The organism is Nonomuraea sp. WAC 01424 (assembly GCF_003947315.1).
Taxonomy (GTDB): Bacteria; Actinomycetota; Actinomycetes; order Streptosporangiales; family Streptosporangiaceae; genus Nonomuraea; species Nonomuraea spiralis.
Genome location: NZ_QHHZ01000004.1, coordinates 216110 through 234287 on the forward strand (window position 1 = coordinate 216110; position 18178 = coordinate 234287).

Below are 18178 nucleotides of genomic sequence, written 5' to 3' on the forward strand. Positions count from 1 at the left end.
CCGATGGCGGACGTGATCTTCTTCGACCTGGACGGCACCCTGGTCGATCACCGAAGCGCGGTCATGGAGACGATCGGGCAGATCGTCTCGGCCGCGCCGGACGCGACGGCCGCGCCGGAGGAGCTCGTGGCGGCGTGGTGGACGCTGGAGGGGCGCCACATGCGGGAGTACCTGGCCGGTCAGTGTTCCTTCGCCGAGCATCACCGGCGCAGGGCGCGGGCCTTCATGCCGCTGCTCGGTGAGCCGGTCCCCGAGGATCCCGGCCTGCTGGACGCCTGGATCGCCGAGCGCTACCTCACCGCGTTCGAGCGGTCCTGGCGCAGCTATCCCGACGTACGGCCGTGCCTGGAGGCCCTGAAGGCGCTGCCCCGGGGGCCGCGACTGGCCGTCCTCACCAACGGCGACCCGGGGCAGCAGCGTGCCAAGCTCGCCCGCTTCGGCCTGCTCGAATACTTCGAGGCCGTGCTGACCCCGGCCGAGCTCGGCGCCGCCAAGCCCGCCGCCTACGCCGCCGCCTGCCGCTGGATGCGTACGGACCCCGCGCGGGCGGTCAACGTGGGCGACATGCTGGACAGCGACGTGCACGCGGCCGCCCTCGCCGGGCTCACCGGCATCTGGCTGGACCGCGGCATCGACTTCGTCACCGGCGGACCGTCACCGGCGGCGGACGGTACGGTGCTCCGCGTCGAACGCCTCACCGACCTGCCCGGTCATCTGTCCTGAGCCGCGGCGGGAGCAGCGGGGGATCAGCCGGGCGGGTCGAGCATGGGCACGAGGAAGCGCCTGGCCACCGAGGCCAGTTGGGCGTCGTCGTTCAGGTCGATGACGGCGCTGGGGATCGCCAGGAAGGAGGTGGAGATGCGCACCATCATCTCGGCCACGAGGTCGGCGTCGAGACTGGCCGCCACGTTGCCCGCGCGCTGCTCGCGGCGGAGCTGACCGGCGACGAACTGCCGCACGGTGGCCAGAGTCCGGCCCCCGTCGGTCATCATGGACGGGACGAGCAGGTCGGGCTCGGTGACGATGAGCCCGCCGATCAGCGGATTGCCGCGAATGGCCCGCAACGAGCTGACGAAGCCGAGAACCACCCGGTCGGCCGCGGTGCCGGCCTGCTCGATGTCGATGAGGAACTGGTCGAAGTAGCGGCGGAACTCCCGGCGCACCACGTGTTCGACCAGCGTGTCCTTGGAGTCGAAGCGCCGGTAGACGGTGATCCGCGACACCTTGGCCAGCCGGGCGACGTCCTCCATGGTGGAACGTCTGATGCCCATCCGGCAGAACTGCTCGTAGGCCGCGTCGAGGATGCGCGTCCGCAGCTCGTCGAGGTCGTCGACACGTTCGACGGCGTCGACGTAGGCGCGCTCCAGCAACGACTCCGAGCCCGAGGGCGCCATGACGCCGGACAACACGGATTCCACGATCACCTCCTGGGTCGATTCTCCCTCAAGAGCGGGTCTTGTGATGTCCGTCACAACGTGCTCTGATGATGATACACGGACTCAAAGTTTGTATCTCAGTATCACCCACTTCTCAGTATCACCCACTTCTCGGCATCGGACGAGAAGGAGGAAGCGGCATGGGAGAGCCCGGCAGGCGTGGACCAGGCGACGACGCCGACGCGTGCCCCCTGCTCGGTGGATCTCCGGCGAGCCGGTCAGGACTGCCCTGAACGGGACCCCCACCTCGAAGGAGTGCAGGACATGGCAGAGTTGAGCAGGCGCGAGATACTGATCTCGGGCACCGCCCTGGGAGCGCTCGGCGCCTTGGGGATCACCTCTCCGGCCCAGGCGGACGCCCTCGCGGACGGCTGGACCTGGCCGGCCTCCGGCTCGGTCGCCGGCTCCGGCACCGGCGCCGGCGCCGACCCCCGCTGGGTCTGGGACGACGTCGCCGACCCGCTCCTCGCCTCGCTGTTCGACCGCGGCGCCATCCCCGAGGTCAACCGGCTGCTGTACGACTGGAACCGCAACGACCAGCCCCTGCCCGCCGGGCTGCCGGACGACCTGCGGGCCTTCATCGAGCAGGCACGCCGGCTCCCGTCATGGGCCGACCAGGCCAAACTGGACGCCGCGTCCCGCTTCCACGCGCTCAAGGGCAACTACATCGTCGTCCTCACCATCGTCGGCGCCGGCATGCTGGCCACCGCCATCCCCAAGGAGGCCCGCGCGGTCTACTACTCGGCCGGCGGCGCGGACCTGAAGGACCGGGTCGCCAAGACGAACGTCCTGGCGTACGCGGTCAGGCCCCAGAACGCGTGGGGGCCCGGCGGCACGGCCGTGGTCGAGGCCGTGAAGACCCGGCTGGTGCACGCGGCCGTACGGCACCTGCTCAAGTCGTCCCCCTGGTCCGGGCCCATCCCGATCAGCCAGGAGGACATGCTCGTCACGTGGCACACGCTGGCGACGTACTCCATGCGCGGGATGCGCGAGTGGAAGGTGCGCATCTCCGCCGCCGAGTCCACGGCGTACCTGCACTCGTTGCAGCTGCTGGCGCACATGCTCGGCATCAGGGACGAGTTCATCCCCGCCACCTGGGACACCTCCTACACGCAGTCGGACATCGTCCTGCCCAGGAACATGGGCCCGACCTCGGAGGGGGTGGAGCTGAACGGCATCCTGCGGAACATGCTCGCGGAGCTGACCAGCCCAGGCAGCATCGACAAGCCCCTCGTCAACGCGTTCTCCAGGTACCTCACCGGCAACCAGGCGGCCGACTGGAACGGCATCCCGCGCGAGCCGCTGTGGGACCCGGTGGTCAAGACGGCCTGGCCGCTGCTGGTGCAGTTCAGGGAGGGGCTGATCGGGCTGCCGCTGGTGCCCGCCGCGGCCTGGCTGCTCGACGAGATGATCAAGAAGTGGACCACGTTCTACCTCACCAAGGGCGCGCAGACCAAGATCGTGATCCCCACCGGCAACCGGCCCGGCTGATCACCGGCGGCCCGGCCGCCGAGGCGACGGCACGTCCGACGCCGAGGCGACGGCACCTCTGGTGTCAAGGCGACGGCACGCTCGGCGTCATGGCGACGGCACGTCCGGCGCGGCGAATCCGAGCGTGTCGGTCGCGGGCGGGCGAACCGTGTCGTCGGCCCGCGCGTCTACGGGATATGCGGATGCTCTCAGTCGCGGCGCTCGCCGTGCTCGTGGCGGCCTGCGGTTCCTTACGGGCGTCGGGCGCCGCCGACGAGTTCGCCGACGAGTTCGCCGACCGTGCCCGTGAGGTCGCCGGACACTGGCGGAGTTCGGCGGAGCGTGGCCCCTGGGTCGAGGGGTTCGTACCGCTGCGGAACCTGACCCTGGAGCCCGGCCAGGGACGCGTGCCCCGGTGGGCCGGGCGGAGCATGATCAACAGCGCCTGGAAGCTGGAGACCCGGCTCCCGGCCGACGCGCCGGCCCCCGCCGAACTGCGCTGGGCCGACGGGAGCACGCTGAGCGTGCCGGTCCTGCCGGCCACGGCCGCCTACGCCGGGCTGAGCAGGCCCAAGTCCTTCGCCGACGAGGAGTGCCCACCCGGCAAGGGCTGCCGGCCGCTGCGGGTGATCGCGGTGGCCAGGGGGGAGGCCACGATGCCGAGCAGCCGGGGGGACGTACGGGTCCCCACGTGGGACTTCACCGTCGAGGGCGTGCCGGGGTCGTTCCGGCGGGTCGCGGTGGACCCGGCCGCGATGGGCGGGCCGCCCCGGCCGTTGGAGGGCGGGATCCAGGAGGTGAGCACCTACGAGCTGCGCGCGCCGGCCCGGCTCCGGCTGAGCTACCTGCACGGCACCTGCGACACGACGTACGGCTCCCGCGTCCATGAGACGCCCGAGGCGGTGGTCGTGGACGTCGACGTACGGGAGGACGACGTGGAGTTCTGCAACGCCATGGGGAAGACCGGCCGGATCGACGTCACGCTGCGCGAGCCCCTGGGACGCCGGGTGGTGCTGGACTCCGGCAGCGGCGTGCCCCTGCTGCCGGAGAGCGACGTCCGCCTGTTCGAGTACCAGAACTACGACCCGCGCCGCTCCTGAGCTCGCGGGCGTACGGCCGGACGGGCCCTCTCCGTCCGGATCGAGGGGCGGGGCGCGGTCGCGGGCTGTAGCGTGACCGCGTGTGAGCGACTACTCAGCGTCACCATCCGTCGGGGGCCGGTCGACGCGCCGGTGGGTCGTGCTGCTGCTGTGCTGGGCCTCGCTCACCATGACCTCCGTCGACCGGTCCACCTGGGGGCCCGCGTCGCTGCAGGCCGGCGAGGCGCTGGGGGTGTCGCTGGCGGGGCTGGGCGCGTTCGCGACGGCGTACTACGTCGGTTACGTCCTGTCCAACATCGGCGGCGGGCTGCTCGGCGACCGGATCGGCAGCCGGGTGGTGTTGTCGGGGTCGTTGTTCACGGCCGGCGGCTTCATGATCGTGTTCGGGTCCGTGCCGTCCGCCGGGGCCGGGATCGCGGTCCAGGCGCTGATCGGGCTCTGCGCGGGGGCCGACTTCGCGGCGGGGGTCAAGCTCATCGCGTCCTGGTTCGGCGAGCGGGAACGCGGGCTGGCGATGGGCGTCTTCACCATGGCCTCCTCGCTCGGCACGATGATCGCCAACGCGCTCGTGCCCAGGCTGATCCAGTGGTACGACTGGCGGGCCTCGTACCACCTGTTCGGGATCGTGTCGATGGGGCTCGCGCTGGTGTGCCTGACGCTGCTGCGCGACCGGCGCGAGCCGTCCGCCGCGCGCCCGCCGCTGCGCGGGCTCGTCCGCGACCGGAACCTGCTGCTGATCGGCCTGGCCGGGTTCGGTGGGCTCTGGGGCACGTACGGCTTCGTGACCTGGTCCAACACCCTCATGGTGACAAGGCGCGGGATCGACCCGGTGGCGGCGGGCACGGTGGTCGTGGTGTTCGCGGCGGCGGGCGCGGTGGGCAAACCGGTCATCGGCCTGGCCACGGACCTGGCCGGACGGGGACGCAAACGCCCGGCGGTCGCGGTGCTGGTCGCCTTCGCGGTCTGCCTGCTGCTGTTCGGCGGCATGGAGACGGAGACGGCGTTCCTGGTGATGGCCGGGTTCGCGGGGCTGGGCGCGTACCTGTACTCGCCGTTGCTGATCGCCATGGTGCCCGGACTGTCGGGAACGGCGCTGGCGGGCTCGGCGGCGGGCGTGACGAACGCTCTGGCGCAACTGGGCAGCGTCACCGTGCCGGTCGTGGTGGGGGCGGTCTACCAGTCGACCGGCTCCTTCTCCGCCGCGTTCGCCACCCTGGCCGCCGGGCCCGTCGCGGGCGCCGTGGCGCTGACCTTCGTCCGCGAGGCCCACGTCCGCGCCGCGGCCGGTGACGAGGCACGGGGAACGCCGGGCAGAGCCCGGTTCCGACGGCCGTGACCACGGCGGTCGCGGCGCGGACGTGGGTCAGGAGAGCGTGGTGAGGGGGAGGCCGGCGACCAGCAGTTCGGGCACCAGAAGGCGGTCGAGCGGTTCCGGTACGTCTCCTTCGGCAGCCCGCGCCGCTCGAACAGGTCCACGGCGTCGTCCCGGGCGAGGTGACTCGATCGCATGCGCGTGACCCTGGCAACGAAGCCCCGGAGGACCGACCCGGCGCCCGGTCAGCGGGCCGGGGGGAGGAGGGCGCGTCGCCACGCCTTCGCCGGGAGGCGGAGTTGCGTGAACACCTCCCCGGCCCTGCGCGCGTCGCCGGCGTCCCCGCCGATGTGGGCACGCAGGGCCAGCGCCACGCCCTCGTGCAGGCGGTACCCGGCGGTACGGGCCAGCGCCAGGGCCAGGTCGGCGTGGCGGAGCGCCGGTTCGCGGGCGCCGCGCAGGTCCTCCCCGGCGGCGAGGCCGAGCAGCGCCTTCGTCTCCGGGTAGCGGTTGCCCGCCGCCCTGGCCAGCTCCAGCGCCCGGCCGTGGTGGTCCAGCGCGGCGTCCACGTCGCCGAGCGCGAGGTGGATCAGGCCGAGGGTGTTCATGGTGTCGGCGACGAGCCTGCGGTGCCCGGTCTGGTGGGAGGCGTCGAGCGCCGTGACGGCCAGCCTGAGCGCCTCGCCGAGGTTGCCGTCGTCGCGTTCGACCGCGGCCAGGTTGCGCAGCGTGTCGGCCTCGTTGCCGCGGTTGCCGATCTCCCGGTGCAGGTCCAGCGCGGCCAGGAGGGTGTCGCGGGCCTCGGGCAGCCGGTCCAGGCCGTGCAGCACCTCGCCCATGATCGCCAGGCCGTTCGCCTCGCTGGCCCGGTGCTCCAGCTCGCGGCACAGGCTCAGCGAACGGGTCAGGCTGGTCTCGGCGTCGTGCAGGCGGCCCATCTCCAGGTAGAGGCAGCCGAGATTGCCCAGGTTCACGGCCTTGGCCGGGGTGTGGGCGAGGGCCTCGTTGAGCGCGAGCGCGCGTTCGAGGTGGTCGACGGCCTCGCGGAGCATGCCCAGGTCGGCGTACGTGGCGCCGGCGTTGCACAGGGCGGCGGTGAGCGCCTCGTGCCAGCCGGTCTCCTCCGACAGGCGCATGGCCTCCGCGTAGTGGTCGAGCGCCTGCTGCTGGCGGCCCTGGAAACCGTTCAGCCCGGCCAGGCTGAGCAGCAGCGCGACCTGTGCCCGCCGCTCGCCGGCCGCCCGGGCCGCCGCCAGGCCGGTGTAGCCCATCGTGCGCCACTCCGCCACCTGGTGGCGCAGGAAGAAGTAGCCGCGCAGGGTGTCGGCGATGAGCCAGGCCAGCTCGTACGGGCCGTGCTCGGCGGTGTGGGTCACCGTGGCCAGCAGGTTCGGCAACTCGGCGTCGAGCCACCCGGACGCGGCCGTGTGGTCGGGGAACCGTTCGGCGGCGGGCGGCATGGGCAGCCGCAGGAACTGCGGGTACAGCGTACGAGCCGCCGCGTCGGCCCGGTCGAGGTAGTGGCGGTGCAGGCGGACCAGCTCGGCCCGCTCGTCGCGGGCGTACTCGGCGGCGCACAACCTCAGCAGGTCGTGCTGGGCGAACCGGCCGGGCAGGTGCTCGTCCAGCAGGCTCGCCGAGCGCAGCACGGCCGCCAGCGCCTCGGCCTCCTCCTCGGTCGTCCCCAGGAACGCTGCCATGGCCGGGACGGTGATGTCGGGGCCGGGGATCAGGCCCAGCAGCCTGAACAGGCGGCGCGCGGGCGGCGTGAGCGCGGCGTAGGAGAATTGGAACGCGGTCCGCACGGCCGACTCGACATCCCCGGGGACCTGGAGCACGTCCAGCCGGTCACCGGCGCGCAACCGCTCGGCGTACCGAGCGATGGGCCCTTCGACGGGCCGGGCGACGGGCCGGTGCGCGGGCCGTACGGACTGCCTGGAGGCGGCGGGCGCGAGCGCGCCGAGCAGGTTGGCGGCGGCGATGCGCAGGGCGAGCGGGAGGTGGGCGCACAGGGCGGCCAGCTCGGCCACCGCCGCCGGCTCGGCCCTGACCTGCGCGCGGCCGAGCAGCCGGGCGAGCAGGTCGCGGCACTCCACCTCGGTGAGCGCCGGCAGCGGCAGCACCCGGGCGCCGTCGAGCGCGACCAGCCCGGCCAGCGTGTCCCTGCTCGTGATCAGCGTGGCCGAGCCCGCCGCGCCGGGCAGCAGCGGGCGCACCTGGCCGGGGTCCGAGGCGTTGTCCAGCACGACCAGCACCCGCTTGCCCGCCAGCATCGTCCGGTAGAGGGCGGCGGCCTCGTCCGGGTCGGCGGGGACCTGCTCGGGCGGCACGCCGAGCGCGTGCAGGAAACGGGCGAGCGCGTCGATCGGGCCGAGCGGGTGCGCGGCGGCGTAACCGCGCAGGTTGACGTAGAGCTGGCCGTCGGGGAACCGGTCGCGGGCGCGGTGTGCCCAGTGGACGGCGAGCGCCGTCTTGCCGACGCCCGCCGTGCCGGTGAGCACCGCGATGGCCGCGCTCTCCCGCCGCCCCTCCAGGAGCCCGTCCAGGCGGCGCAGCGCGGCGGTACGGCCGGTGAAGGCGGCCACGGCGGCGGGCAGCTGCGCGGGCACGGTCACCGCCCGTTCCGGCTGCCGTCCGGCCGGGACCTCGGGCGGGCGGGTGAGGATGCGTTCGCGGGCCCGGCGCAGATCGTTCCCCGGTTCCACGCCCAGCTCCGCGGCCAGCCTGGCCCGCATCTCGCCGTACAGGCGCAGGGCCGCCGCCTGCTCGCCCTGCTCGGCCAGCGCCGTCATCAGCCTGGCGGCCAGGCCCTCGTGCAGCGGCTCGTCGTGCACCACCCGCCACAGTGCGGCCACCACCTCCGGCCCGGCGTCGGGGGCGGCGTCGGCGTAGGCCAGGGCGGCGGCGGCGCGCGTCCTGGCGGCGGCGACCGCGATCGGGTGCTCGCGCAGGCGGCCGGGCGACCCGGCGAGCACGGGACCGCGCCAGCACGCGAGCGCCGCCGCGAGGTCGTCGCCCACGGGCTCGTCGGGGAGCGTGCCGGCGCGGGTGGTCAGCGCCTCGAAGGCGGCCAGGTCCAGGGACCCGGCGGCGGGCGCGAGGAGGTGGCCGGCGGACGTGCGCCGGATCGCCTCCCTGCCGAGGACCGCGCGCAGCCGGCCCGCGTACACGTGGATGAGGTTGTCGTACGTGCGCGGCGGCCGGTCCTCCCACAACACGTCCACGATCTCGTCGGACGGGACCGGCCGCCCGGCGTGCAGCGCCAGCAGGCCGAGCAGGGCCCGGGGCATCGCCGCGCCGACGTCCAGCTCGACGCCGCCCTGTCGGACGGCGAGGGGGCCGAGCACCCCGATCCACGGCGGCGCGGCGCGCTCGAAGCCGGCCAGCAGCTCGGCCCGGTCGGCGTCGGCCAGGGGCAGCGCGGCGACCAGGCGTTCCAGGGAGGCGCGCTGCCGGCGGCGTACGTGTCCCCGCTCGATGTCGCGCAGCGTGCGCACGCCTACACCGGCGCGGGTGGCCAGTTCGAGCTGACTCCACCCCGCCGCCACCCGCCTGCGCCGGAGCGCTTCACCGCCCGAGCTCATATGGATTCCCGCCGCGATTCCTGCCGGTCGCCCCGCCGCAGACACCCCGTGTGCCTGGTGGACATACTGGCAAATAGTTAAGAAGCTTGCCAGTAAATCCGAGGCGCCGGTTTTCTACGGTTCGGCGCATGGACCTTCTCGCCGTCGGATGTGGCGTCGCCCTGGTCGTGGTGTTCGGCGCCGCGGTCGCGGGCAAGGCCCGTGACCTGCCCGCCTTCGCGCGGTCGCTGGAGGCGGGCGGGCTCGTCCGCCGCCGGTGGCGCGGGTGGGCGGCGGGCGCCGTGGTGGCGGCCGAGTCGGCGGTCGTCGTGCTGCTGGTCGCGCCGGTGCCGCCGCGCTACGGCTTCGCCCTGGCCGTGGCGGTGAGCGCGGTCTTAGCGGGGGCCGTCGCGTTCACCGTGGCCCGGCGTACGCCGGCGTCCTGCCTGTGCTTCGGCGGCCCGCCGCGCACGCTGGGGCCGGTGCACGTGGTCAGGAACGTGCTGCTCACCGGCGTGAGCGTCCTCGGGTACGTCGCCGGCGGTGCTCCGGCGGCGGCGGTCCTGGCCGGGGCCCTGGCGCAGAGCGCCGTCGCGGGGCTGGCCGGAGCCGTGGCGGCGCTGTTGCTCATCAAGATCGACGACCTCAGGAGCGTGTTCCGATGACGTACTTGATCATCTTCGTCACCGTGCTGAGCGTGCTGAACCTCCTGCTGGTGCTGGCGCTCATCGCCCGGCTCCGCGGCGGCGGGGACGCCCGCGGAGCCGGGCCCGCGCCGGAACACATCCCCCTGCCGGTGCTCCCACCCAGGACGACTCCCGCGCCGTTCACGGCCACGACGCGCGACGGCGAGGTCGTGGACGCCGGCGGGATCCGCCTGGTCGGCTTCTTCAGCCCCGCCTGCTCGCTGTGCGGCGAGCGCCTGCCCGGCCTCCTGGACTACGTGCGCCGGGGCCGGTTCCGCCGGGACGAGGTGCTGGCGGTGCTCATCGGCACGCCCGGCGAGGTGGCGGAGCTGGCCGCCAGGATCGGACCGGCGGCCAGGGTGGTGATCGAGGAGGAGCCGGAGGGGCCGGTGTGGCGCGCGTTCGGGCTGCGCGGGCTGCCCGCCTTCTACCTTCTGGACGAACGCGGCGTGATCAGCGGTTCGGGCACCGAGCCCGCCGCGCTGCCGGCCGCGGAGCCGGTGTGAGGCCGGGCGACGGCAGCCCGGCGCGGACGCTCGGGCAGGCCGTGGCGCTCGCCTGGGAGGCGGGCCGGTGGTATGTCGTGCTGCAGGCCGTGCTGACCGCGGCGACGGGCGTGGCGCCGGTGCTCACCGCCTGGTACACCAAGCTCGTCCTGGACGAGGTGGCGGGGCGGGGCACGACGGCGGCGACCCTGGCGCCGTACGTCGCCGCGCTGCTGGCGCTGGCCGCGGTCGCCGGGACGGGCCCGTACGTGATGACCTTCGCCGGGGCCGAGTTCGAACGCCGGGTCGGCCTGCTCGTCCGCGACCGGCTCTACACGGCCGTGAACGCGCTGCCCGGCCTCACCCGGCTGGAGGAGCCCGCGTTCCAGGACCGGCTGCACCTGGCCGAGCGGGCCGGCAGCGCCGGTCCCGGCCGGGTGGTGACCGGCGCGCTGGGCCTGGCGCAGGCCGTGCTCACGACGACGGGATTCCTGGTCACGCTGGCCGGCGTGAGCCCGGCCGTCGCGGTCCTCGTCGCCGTCGCGGCGCTGCCGCTGCTCCGCGTGCACCTGCGGCTGGGACGGGAGCAGGCCGAGGTCATGCGGACCACGGGACACGGGCAGCGCAGGGAGCTGTTCTTCGCCCGGCTGCTGAGCATGCCGCACGCCGCCAAGGAGATCCGCCTGTTCGGTCTCGGGGACTTCTTCCGCGGCCGGATGCTGGCCGAGCTGCGGGCGGTCGACGCCGAGCGGCGGCGGGTGGCGGTGCGGCAGCTCCGGGGACAGGGCGGGCAGGCGCTGCTGGCCGCCGCCATCTGGGGGGCCGGGCTGGTGTGGATCGTGGCGGAGGCGGTCGCGGGCCGGGCGTCGGTGGGCGATCTGTCGGTGTTCGTGGCGGCGGTGGCGGGCACGCAGGGCGGGCTGGCGGCGGGCGTGCGCAACCTGGCCGCCGCGCACGAGGCGCTGCTGCTCTTCGGCCACTACCGGGCGGTCCTGGACACCGCCCCCGACCTGGCCCCGCGCATCCCGACCGGGCGTGGCGCGGCGTCCCCCGGCCCGGTCTCGCGGGGGATCGAGGTGCGGGACGTGTGGTTCCGGTACGGGCCCGACCGGCCGTGGGTGCTGCGCGGCGTCGATCTCGACATCCCCTCCGGCCGCTCGCTGGCGCTGGTCGGCCTGAACGGCGCGGGCAAGTCCACCCTGGTCAAGCTGCTGTGCCGGTTCTACGACCCCGAGCGCGGCGCGATCCTCTGGGACGGCGTGGACCTGCGCGAACTCGACCCGGCGGCGCTGCGCGAACGGCTGGGCGCGGTGTTCCAGGACTTCGCCGCCTACGACCTCAGCGCGGCCGAGAACATCGCGGTCGGCGACCTGACGGCCGGGCGCGCGCGGGTCGAGGCGGCGGCCGTGCGCGCGGGCGCCGACGCGATCGTACGGGCGCTGCCGCGCGGCTACGACACCCTGCTCACCAAGCTGTTCTCCGACGACGAGCAGTCGGGCGTGACGTTGTCGGGAGGGCAGTGGCAGCGGATCGCGCTGGCCAGAGGGCTGTTACGGGACCGTCCCGAGCTGATGATCCTGGACGAGCCGAACGCCGGTCTCGACCCGGCCGCCGAGCACGAGGTGCACACCGTCCTGCGCGAGCACCGCGCCGGCCGGACGACACTGCTGATCTCCCACAGGCTGAGCACGGTACGCGACGCCGACACGATCGCCGTCCTGGCCGATGGCCGGATCGTCGAGCGCGGCGGCCACGAGGAGCTGGTACGCGCCGGCGGCCGGTACGCCGAGCTGTTCGCGACCCAGGCCCGCGGCTACGCCCCGGCGGGCGTCCGTTGACCGCGGTGGCCTCGGTGGCCGTCGTCCCGGTTCTTCTCGTCGTCCTGATTCTTGTGTTGCGGGCGCGGTTCCTCACGGTGACCGTACGCGGGCGGAGCATGGAGCCCACGTTGCGGCACGGCGACCGCGTACTGGTGCGCAGGTCGCCCCTGGCCCGGGTGCGGCCCGGACGGCTCGTGGTGGTCGCCGCGGCTCCGGGGCTGGGCATGGAGTGGATGGTCAAGCGGGCGGCGGCGGTGCCCGGGGATCCGGTGCCACGCGCCGAGGTGCCCGCGCTGGCGACCCGGCCGGAGCCCGTCGTACCACCCGGACAGCTGGTCGTGCTCGGTGACAACCGGCCGATCAGCCTCGATTCCCGCAGGCTCGGCTACGTACCCGCCCGGCAGCTCCTGGGCGTGGTCGTCGGCCACCTGCCGAAGACTCCGCGCCGGCGTCCCGCCGGGCGGTGAGGAAAAGCGAGGAAGGGACAACAACAATGGTCAAGCTCGCGGAGCGGGTGCTCGCCCGTGTCCTCCCCCAGACGACCGCCGACGCCGGCTGCACGTACCAGACCTGGTGCGACCACTGTGGCGGCGGCTTCTACAAGCGGATCTTCTTCTACACCGACTGCACGTCGAGCTACACCGCCTGCAACAACCCCTGCCCCTGGTTCTGACCAGCCCCGGAGGCCGGACGGCAGCCCGCCGCCCGGCCTCCGGCCCGTTCAGGGTGGGGGCGGCAGACGCGGCGGGTCCCGTACGGCCAGCGTCTCCGCCGCCGCCACCCGTTGGAGTTCGTTCAGCCCGGTGTCGGCGGCCAGGGCGGCGAGCAGGTCGCGGCCCTGCTCGTGGCGTAGATCGGCCAGGGCCCGCGCGGCCTCGACGCGGATGTGTCCCACCCGGTCGGGGTCGGCGGCCAGGCCCCTCAGGATGGCGGCGGCCGCGTCGGCGGTCTCCGGGGGCGGCGTGAGGCCGTCGGCGGCGAGCTGGGCGATGTACCCGGCGCCGATGCTCCAGCGGGCCGAGCGGCGCAGGGCCGTCGCGAGCCCCCGCGGCGCCTGCGGAGACGGGTCCCGTGACGGGCCGCCCAGCCAGGCGGCGATGAGGAAACGGTCATAGGACGACAAGCTGACCAGCGGTCTGGGGCCCGGCCAGCCGTACAGTTCGCGGGACGCCTGCCTGCTGAGCCGGGCGTCGGCGGCCACGTGCCGGGCGGCCAGGAACTCGCCGATGGTCAGATGGACGAAGGCGTACGTGCCGCCGCGCGCCGAGACCAGGCCGGTGCGCCGCAGCAGGTGTTCGCGCCGCGCCGTCCAGTCGAGCGGCGGCAGCCCCGGCGGGCGCAGGCCGTCGGTGTCGCGCAGCACCTCGGCCAGCAGATCGCGCGCCGGGACGTCGTCGATCCCGTGCCGGTGATACCGCCGGGCGGCGAAGCGGCCCAGCGCGGCGACGATCGCGTCCGGCAGTTCGGGCACCTGGGGATCGGTGAGGCGCTGCCGTAGCAGGAGCTCGAAGTTCTGGTAGATGCCGTAGCGGTCGCGCGGCAGCGTCCGGTCCGGTCCGGCGGCGTGCAACTGGCACAGGACGGTGGCCAGCAGCGGGGTGCGGGCGAGCTGCGCCAGAGGCGGTCGCGTCGCCTGGGCCAGGAAGGCGCGCACCGCGGCCTCGGGGTCGGGCAGCCGTACGGGGTCGAGGTCGTGGGCGGTGCGCATCCAGCCCTCGGCGAAGGACCGGAGCTGGCCGGGCTCGAAGGGCAGCAGGTCGTAGATCCGCAGGCGCGGATCGTGTTCCAGCGGTCGCAGCTCGTCCTCGGGGAGCGGACGGCTCGTGAGCACGAACCGGTAGGGGCCCGCGCGGTGTTCGCCGACCAGCTGGATCAGCCGGACCCGCTGCCGTACGTCGACGATCTCGTCGAGGCCGTCGAGCAGGACCAGCCAACGGGAGCCGGGCCGGGGCGGGCGCTCGAAGAGCTCCGCGGTCAGCGGCGGCACCCGCTGTCCGGACAGCTCGTCCCGGGCCGCGGCGGCGAGTTGCCCGGCGAACGACAACCCCCGCACGGTCAGGCAGACGGCCGGCACATGGACGGGAACGTCGCCCTCCACGGCCGCGCCACGGTCCGCCATGGACGCGGCCATGGTGATCAGCACGTGGCGCAACAGGCTGGATTTGCCCGCCCCGGGAGCGCCGAGCAGGAGCACGTCGTGATCGGCCGACACGACCGCCTCGGCCGTGAGCCGCGTCCCGGGCGAGCCGTACGAGTCAGGAGCGGGGTGGTCGCCGGACCGTAACCGGCCGCGCTGCTGCACGTACACCTGCGACAGCGGCGGCAGCCGGGAACCGGGCAGCACCCCCGGGTACGGGTGGGCCTCGGCGGCCCGGCGGGCGGCGGCCAGGTAGGCCCCCAGCCACGGCTCGCCGCGAGGGGCGTCGCGGGCGGCGCGCCACCACGCCAACCAGGCCCGCTCGTCCAGCAGGCCCGCGGTCATCTCGCCCGCGTCGGCCCGCCCCTGCTCCTGCTGCCTGCGCAACCCCTCCAGCAACGCCTTGACCAGCGCCTCCAGGACACGTTGATCCTGCGGAAGGTCCGCGCCGGTGGACCAGGCGCTGATGCGTTTGCGATCGACGAGCACCCGTCCGCCGGCCCTTCCGCCGGGCAGGTTCGCGCGGTGCTCCAGGATGGCGGTGGCCCGCAGGGCGAGCTGGGTGTTGCTGCGGCCGCACAGGCGCAACCCCTCGCCGAGCCGGTCGGCGAACCAGCGGCGCGGGTCGTCCTCCCGGCCGGTCATCTGGTGCCGCCCGTCCGGCGGGGTCCGGTCCGGACACTTTCCGCCGCCCGGGAGCACGGCTCCGACCTGCGGATTCTCCGGCGGCGCCGGGGGAGAGGGCAGGACGGCCCCGGCGCGGATCCGGATGCTCGCCGCATGAACCTCCTCGACCTCCTCACCGATCTGGTGCAGCTGACCGCCGCCGCGATCGCGCTGGCGACCGCCGTACGGGACGACCGCCGGCATGACCGGGACCGGCCCGGGACGTCCCAGGAGGAGGATGGCTGACTCACGACTGCTCCAGGTCTGATCGTGCGCCCCGGCGTCCATCCCACCACGGCCGGTCGCCGTCGGCACCCGCCTTCGCCGCCCCGCACGCGAAATCGAGGTGCGGCGGGCCCGCCGTCCGGGTGAAGATGGCCGCGCCTGGCTGTGAGAGCCACCTCCGGAAGGGGAGTGTGCCATGAGTGCCATCGGATCCGCGGGCCCGGAGGCCCGGGTGACCACGGGAAGACTGCGCGGGCGGACGGAGGACGGCGTCACCGTCTTCCGCGGCGTGCCGTACGCGCGACCGCCGGTGGGCGGCCTGCGACTGGCCGCGCCAGCCCCGCCCGAACCATGGGACGGGGTACGCGAGGCCGCCACGTTCGGCCCGCCGCCGCCGCAGTCCAGGTTGCTGGGCGCGTCCGGCGGGGCCGCGGCGGACGGCGACTGGCTGACCCTCAACGTCTGGTCCCCCGACCTGGGCGCCGCCGGGCTGCCGGTGCTGGTGTGGATCCACGGCGGCGGTTACATGTACGGGTGGTCCGGCGACCCGGTCTTCGACGGCCGGGTGCTCGCCCGGGACGGCGTCGTCGTGGTCACCTTCAACTACCGGCTCTCCGCCGAGGGCTTCGGGCACTTCGCGGGGGCGCCGGCCAACCGCGGGCTGCTGGACCAGGTGGCGGCCCTGCGCTGGGTGCGTGAGAACATCGCGGCCTTCGGCGGGGATCCGGACCGGGTCACCGTCTTCGGGGAGTCCGCCGGGGCCGGGAGCATCGCGGCGCTGCTGGCGATGCCCCGAGCCGCCGGACTGTTCCGCGGGGCGATCGCGCAGAGCGTGCCGGGCCTGTTCCTCTCCGCCGAGCTGGCCGCCGACATCGCCGCCGTCCTGGCCGGTGAGCTGGGCCTGCCGCCGTTCGCGGCCGAACTCGCCCGCCTGTCACCCGAGCGGCTGCTCGACGCCGGGGACGCGGTGGCGGACAAGATGGGCGGCCATCCGCGATGGGGGACGGCCGCGTACGTCCGGACGCCGTTCGCGCCGGTCGTGGACGGCGAGGTGCTGCCCGCCCTGCCGTGGGAGGCTCCGGCGCGCGACGTCGCCCTGGTCGTGGGGCACACGCGCGACGAGTACCGGCTGTTCATGGCCATCCAGGGCGACTTCGGCCGGATCACCGCCGAGCGGGCGGCCACCGCGCTGCGCGAGCTCGCCCCGGACCCCGGCGCCTACCGGGCCGCCCACCCCGGCGTCGGCGAGGAACGGCTGTACGAGCTGGTGCACTCCGACTGGATGTTCCGGATGCCTTCGCTCCGGCTGGCCGAGACCCACGCCAGGCACGGCCGGGCCCACCTGTACGAGCTGACCTGGCCCGCCCCCGGCATGGGCGGCGACGCCCTCGGCGCCTGCCATGGGCCCGGCGTGCCGCTGACGTTCGGCAACCTGACGGCGGGAATGGCCACGCTGCTGCTCGGGCAGGAGCCGCCGCCGGTCGCGGCCGAGTTGTCGGCCCGGGTCCGCGCCGCCTGGACCGCGTTCGCCGCCTCCGGGGATCCGGGCTGGCCGGCGTACGAGCCGGGCGACAGGCACACCTGGGTCATCGACACCGAGCCGGGCACGAAGGCGTACCCGGAGGAGATCTCCCGGCGGTTGTGGGCCGGGCACGCCTTCGCCCCGCTCACCTCGCGGGCACGGCCGTAGCCCGGCCGGTTCACGGCCCCGGCTGTCCCCGTACGTGCCTGACCCGGACGATCCCGGGCACGGTACGGGCCAGCAGGCCGGCGATGTGGTCGGCGGGTTCGCGGGGCGGCCCGCTCAGCTCCGCGACACCGTCGCGCACCGCGACCGTCCAGCCCGGACCGGACGGATACTGCTCGGCCAGCGCGGCCACGACCGCGGCGCGCAGCTCGTCGTCGGGACGGGCGAGCACGGCCATCAGGTCGCGCCTGCTGACCATGCCGACGAGCTGTCCGCCGCGGACCACGGGCAGGCTCTTGACCCGCCTGCCCACCATGAACTCGATGGCCGTGGTGACGTCGGTGGTCTCGGTGACGGTGACGACCTCGCGGGTCATCACCTCCAGGACCAGGCGCGGCGGCGGCTCGCCGGACGCCGCGGCGGCGGTCGCGGTGGCGCGAGGGTCGGGCTCGAACTCGCCGCGCAGCAGGTCCAGTTCGCTCACCACGCCGACCAGCCTGCCCGAGTCGTCGACGACGGGGGCGGCGGTGATGTCGTGGCCGTACAGGACCCGGACGGCCCGCCGTACCGGATCGGTGCGGCGGACGGTGACGACGGGGCTGCTCATGACCTCCCGGACCAGCATGGCTACCTGCCCTGCCACGTCGAGTCGTCCTGCTTCCAGGCGAGCTCGTCGACGACGCCGACCACCCCGTTGACCCGGCCGGTCATGCGGACGGCGATGGCGGCCTCGGTGCGGCGCTCCATCCAGCCGGACAGCGTCACGACGCCGTGCTCCGCCGTCACCCGCACGCCGTCGGTGTTCACCCAGAGCGCGCGGTCGAGGATGTCGTCGCGCACCTCGGCGGCGATCTCCGCGTCGCCGCGCAGGAACAGTTTGACCAGGTCACGGCGGCTGACGATGCCTTCAAGACGGCCGTTGTAGTCGACGACCGCGAGCCGCCTGACGTCGTGGGCGTCCATGAGGCGGGCGGCCTCGACTGCGGCCGCCCCGGCGGTGATCGTGACGGCGGGGCTGGTCATGAGCTCGGCGGCGGTGTCGCCGCCGGCCTTCCGCAGGGCCCCGGGGTGCCGCAGCCGGGCGCGCATCGGCGGCCGGTAGCCCTCGCGGCAGAACTGCTCGCGGAACTCCTCCTTCCGCAGCAGGTCGGCCTCGGAGACCACGCCGAGCACGTGGTGGTCCTCGTCGATCACCGGTACGGCGCTGACGCCGCCGGTGACGAGGGCTTCGGCGATGTCCCTGAACGGGGTGGCGGCGGTGACGGTGACGACCTCGGTCGTCATCACGTCCGCGACGGTCATGCGCATGGCGGATCAGCTCTCCCTCCGGTGCTCCACCTCCATCCCATCGCGGGAGGACGGCGTCGTTCAGGGGCGGAAGTCCTCGATGCGGACGGTCCTTGGTCGGTGCGCGGGCGGGAAGACCGGGCCGCTGGTCCCGGCGGGGTGAGGACCAACGACCCTACGCACGCGCCCGGCCTCCGCCGAGGATGAGGGAAGACACCCGCCGAGGCGCGAGAGATCCCCATCCCCGCAGCGGGCCCGTCCGACGCCGGATCACGGCAGTCACGATGCTCCGGTCGCCGGTCCC

The 18178-nt window shown here is 74.4% G+C and carries 16 protein-coding genes; 11 read left to right on the forward strand and 5 right to left on the reverse strand.

Features of this window, described 5'->3' with window-relative positions; genetic code table 11:
* Positions 1 to 3: 3 nt before the first annotated feature.
* Positions 4 to 723 carry an HAD family hydrolase gene (locus tag DMB42_RS13265; protein ID WP_125634238.1) on the forward strand — a complete coding sequence of 240 codons (720 nt, stop codon included), beginning with the start codon at positions 4 to 6 and terminating at the stop codon, positions 721 to 723.
* Between the two features lie 23 nt (positions 724 to 746).
* Here the strand turns inward: DMB42_RS13265 and DMB42_RS13270 are convergent, their stop codons facing one another.
* Positions 747 to 1418: a TetR/AcrR family transcriptional regulator gene (locus DMB42_RS13270; RefSeq protein ID WP_260477667.1), complete on the reverse strand. Its 672-nt coding sequence runs from the start codon at positions 1416 to 1418 to the stop codon at positions 747 to 749.
* A gap of 282 nt (positions 1419 to 1700) precedes the next feature.
* Here DMB42_RS13270 and DMB42_RS13275 point away from each other — a divergent pair, with 282 nt between their 5' ends.
* The 3 genes from DMB42_RS13275 to DMB42_RS13285 all read left to right on the forward strand — a co-directional run bounded on the left by DMB42_RS13275 (position 1701) and on the right by DMB42_RS13285 (position 5342).
* Positions 1701 to 2927: an oxygenase MpaB family protein gene (locus DMB42_RS13275; RefSeq protein ID WP_125634240.1), complete on the forward strand. Its 1227-nt coding sequence runs from the start codon at positions 1701 to 1703 to the stop codon at positions 2925 to 2927.
* A 182-nt stretch (positions 2928 to 3109) separates the two neighbouring features.
* Positions 3110 to 4006, forward strand: a complete 897-nt coding sequence (locus DMB42_RS13280) for a hypothetical protein (RefSeq protein ID WP_125634242.1) — start codon at positions 3110 to 3112, stop codon at positions 4004 to 4006.
* Positions 4007 to 4088: 82 nt separating this feature from the next.
* Positions 4089 to 5342 carry an MFS transporter gene (locus tag DMB42_RS13285; RefSeq protein ID WP_221762125.1) on the forward strand — a complete coding sequence of 418 codons (1254 nt, stop codon included), beginning with the start codon at positions 4089 to 4091 and terminating at the stop codon, positions 5340 to 5342.
* Positions 5343 to 5563: 221 nt separating this feature from the next.
* Here the strand turns inward: DMB42_RS13285 and DMB42_RS54190 are convergent, their stop codons facing one another.
* A complete protein-coding gene (locus tag DMB42_RS54190) occupies positions 5564 to 8902 on the reverse strand; it encodes a tetratricopeptide repeat protein (RefSeq protein WP_125634243.1) in 3339 nt (1112 codons plus the stop codon).
* 128 nt (positions 8903 to 9030) lie between these two features.
* On the opposite strand from DMB42_RS54190, the gene DMB42_RS13300 reads away from it, so the two are divergent.
* Genes DMB42_RS13300 through DMB42_RS13320 form a run of 5 tightly spaced genes read left to right on the forward strand, consistent with a single transcriptional unit; the run spans position 9031 to position 12545 of the window.
* Positions 9031 to 9546 carry a MauE/DoxX family redox-associated membrane protein gene (locus tag DMB42_RS13300; protein ID WP_185844627.1) on the forward strand — a complete coding sequence of 172 codons (516 nt, stop codon included), beginning with the start codon at positions 9031 to 9033 and terminating at the stop codon, positions 9544 to 9546.
* Positions 9543 to 10073, forward strand: a complete 531-nt coding sequence (locus DMB42_RS13305; RefSeq protein ID WP_125634249.1) for a hypothetical protein — start codon at positions 9543 to 9545, stop codon at positions 10071 to 10073. Before DMB42_RS13300 ends, DMB42_RS13305 begins: the two co-directional genes overlap by 4 nt.
* Positions 10070 to 11890 (forward strand): ABC transporter ATP-binding protein, encoded by a 1821-nt coding sequence (locus DMB42_RS13310; protein WP_125634251.1) that lies wholly within the window; start codon positions 10070 to 10072, stop codon positions 11888 to 11890. Before DMB42_RS13305 ends, DMB42_RS13310 begins: the two co-directional genes overlap by 4 nt.
* Positions 11891 to 11904: 14 nt before the next feature.
* Positions 11905 to 12339 (forward strand): S26 family signal peptidase, encoded by a 435-nt coding sequence (locus DMB42_RS13315; protein ID WP_221762126.1) that lies wholly within the window; start codon positions 11905 to 11907, stop codon positions 12337 to 12339.
* 26 nt (positions 12340 to 12365) lie between these two features.
* Positions 12366 to 12545 carry a hypothetical protein gene (locus DMB42_RS13320; RefSeq protein WP_125634253.1) on the forward strand — a complete coding sequence of 60 codons (180 nt, stop codon included), beginning with the start codon at positions 12366 to 12368 and terminating at the stop codon, positions 12543 to 12545.
* Between the two features lie 48 nt (positions 12546 to 12593).
* Here the strand turns inward: DMB42_RS13320 and DMB42_RS13325 are convergent, their stop codons facing one another.
* Positions 12594 to 14654 carry an NACHT domain-containing NTPase gene (locus DMB42_RS13325; RefSeq protein WP_185844628.1) on the reverse strand — a complete coding sequence of 687 codons (2061 nt, stop codon included), beginning with the start codon at positions 14652 to 14654 and terminating at the stop codon, positions 12594 to 12596.
* Positions 14655 to 14789: 135 nt separating this feature from the next.
* Between DMB42_RS13325 and DMB42_RS54945 the strand changes: the two genes are divergently transcribed.
* Positions 14790 to 14921, forward strand: a complete 132-nt coding sequence (locus DMB42_RS54945; RefSeq protein ID WP_260477668.1) for a hypothetical protein — start codon at positions 14790 to 14792, stop codon at positions 14919 to 14921.
* 175 nt (positions 14922 to 15096) lie between these two features.
* Positions 15097 to 16590 carry a carboxylesterase/lipase family protein gene (locus DMB42_RS13330; RefSeq protein WP_125634257.1) on the forward strand — a complete coding sequence of 498 codons (1494 nt, stop codon included), beginning with the start codon at positions 15097 to 15099 and terminating at the stop codon, positions 16588 to 16590.
* Positions 16591 to 16600: 10 nt separating this feature from the next.
* Here the strand turns inward: DMB42_RS13330 and DMB42_RS13335 are convergent, their stop codons facing one another.
* Entirely contained in the window at positions 16601 to 17230 is a 630-nt protein-coding gene (locus tag DMB42_RS13335; RefSeq protein ID WP_125634259.1) for an HPP family protein, read from the reverse strand.
* Positions 17215 to 17895 (reverse strand): CBS domain-containing protein, encoded by a 681-nt coding sequence (locus tag DMB42_RS13340; RefSeq protein ID WP_185844629.1) that lies wholly within the window; start codon positions 17893 to 17895, stop codon positions 17215 to 17217. The genes DMB42_RS13335 and DMB42_RS13340 overlap by 16 nt, the downstream gene beginning before the upstream one ends.
* Positions 17896 to 18178 lie beyond the last annotated feature (283 nt).

Coding starts and splice junctions, on each gene's coding strand:
- DMB42_RS13305 (WP_125634249.1), top strand. CDS start 9,543: ATGACGTACTTGATCATCTTCGTCACCGTGCTGAGCGTGCTGAACCTC.
- DMB42_RS13300 (WP_185844627.1), top strand. CDS start 9,031: ATGGACCTTCTCGCCGTCGGATGTGGCGTCGCCCTGGTCGTGGTGTTC.
- DMB42_RS13280 (WP_125634242.1), top strand. CDS start 3,110: ATGCTCTCAGTCGCGGCGCTCGCCGTGCTCGTGGCGGCCTGCGGTTCC.
- DMB42_RS13330 (WP_125634257.1), top strand. CDS start 15,097: ATGAGTGCCATCGGATCCGCGGGCCCGGAGGCCCGGGTGACCACGGGA.
- DMB42_RS13265 (WP_125634238.1), top strand. CDS start 4: ATGGCGGACGTGATCTTCTTCGACCTGGACGGCACCCTGGTCGATCAC.
- DMB42_RS54190 (WP_125634243.1), bottom strand. CDS start 8,902: ATGAGCTCGGGCGGTGAAGCGCTCCGGCGCAGGCGGGTGGCGGCGGGG.
- DMB42_RS13340 (WP_185844629.1), bottom strand. CDS start 17,895: ATGCGCATGACCGTCGCGGACGTGATGACGACCGAGGTCGTCACCGTC.
- DMB42_RS54945 (WP_260477668.1), top strand. CDS start 14,790: ATGAACCTCCTCGACCTCCTCACCGATCTGGTGCAGCTGACCGCCGCC.
- DMB42_RS13275 (WP_125634240.1), top strand. CDS start 1,701: ATGGCAGAGTTGAGCAGGCGCGAGATACTGATCTCGGGCACCGCCCTG.
- DMB42_RS13325 (WP_185844628.1), bottom strand. CDS start 14,654: ATGACCGGCCGGGAGGACGACCCGCGCCGCTGGTTCGCCGACCGGCTC.
- DMB42_RS13320 (WP_125634253.1), top strand. CDS start 12,366: ATGGTCAAGCTCGCGGAGCGGGTGCTCGCCCGTGTCCTCCCCCAGACG.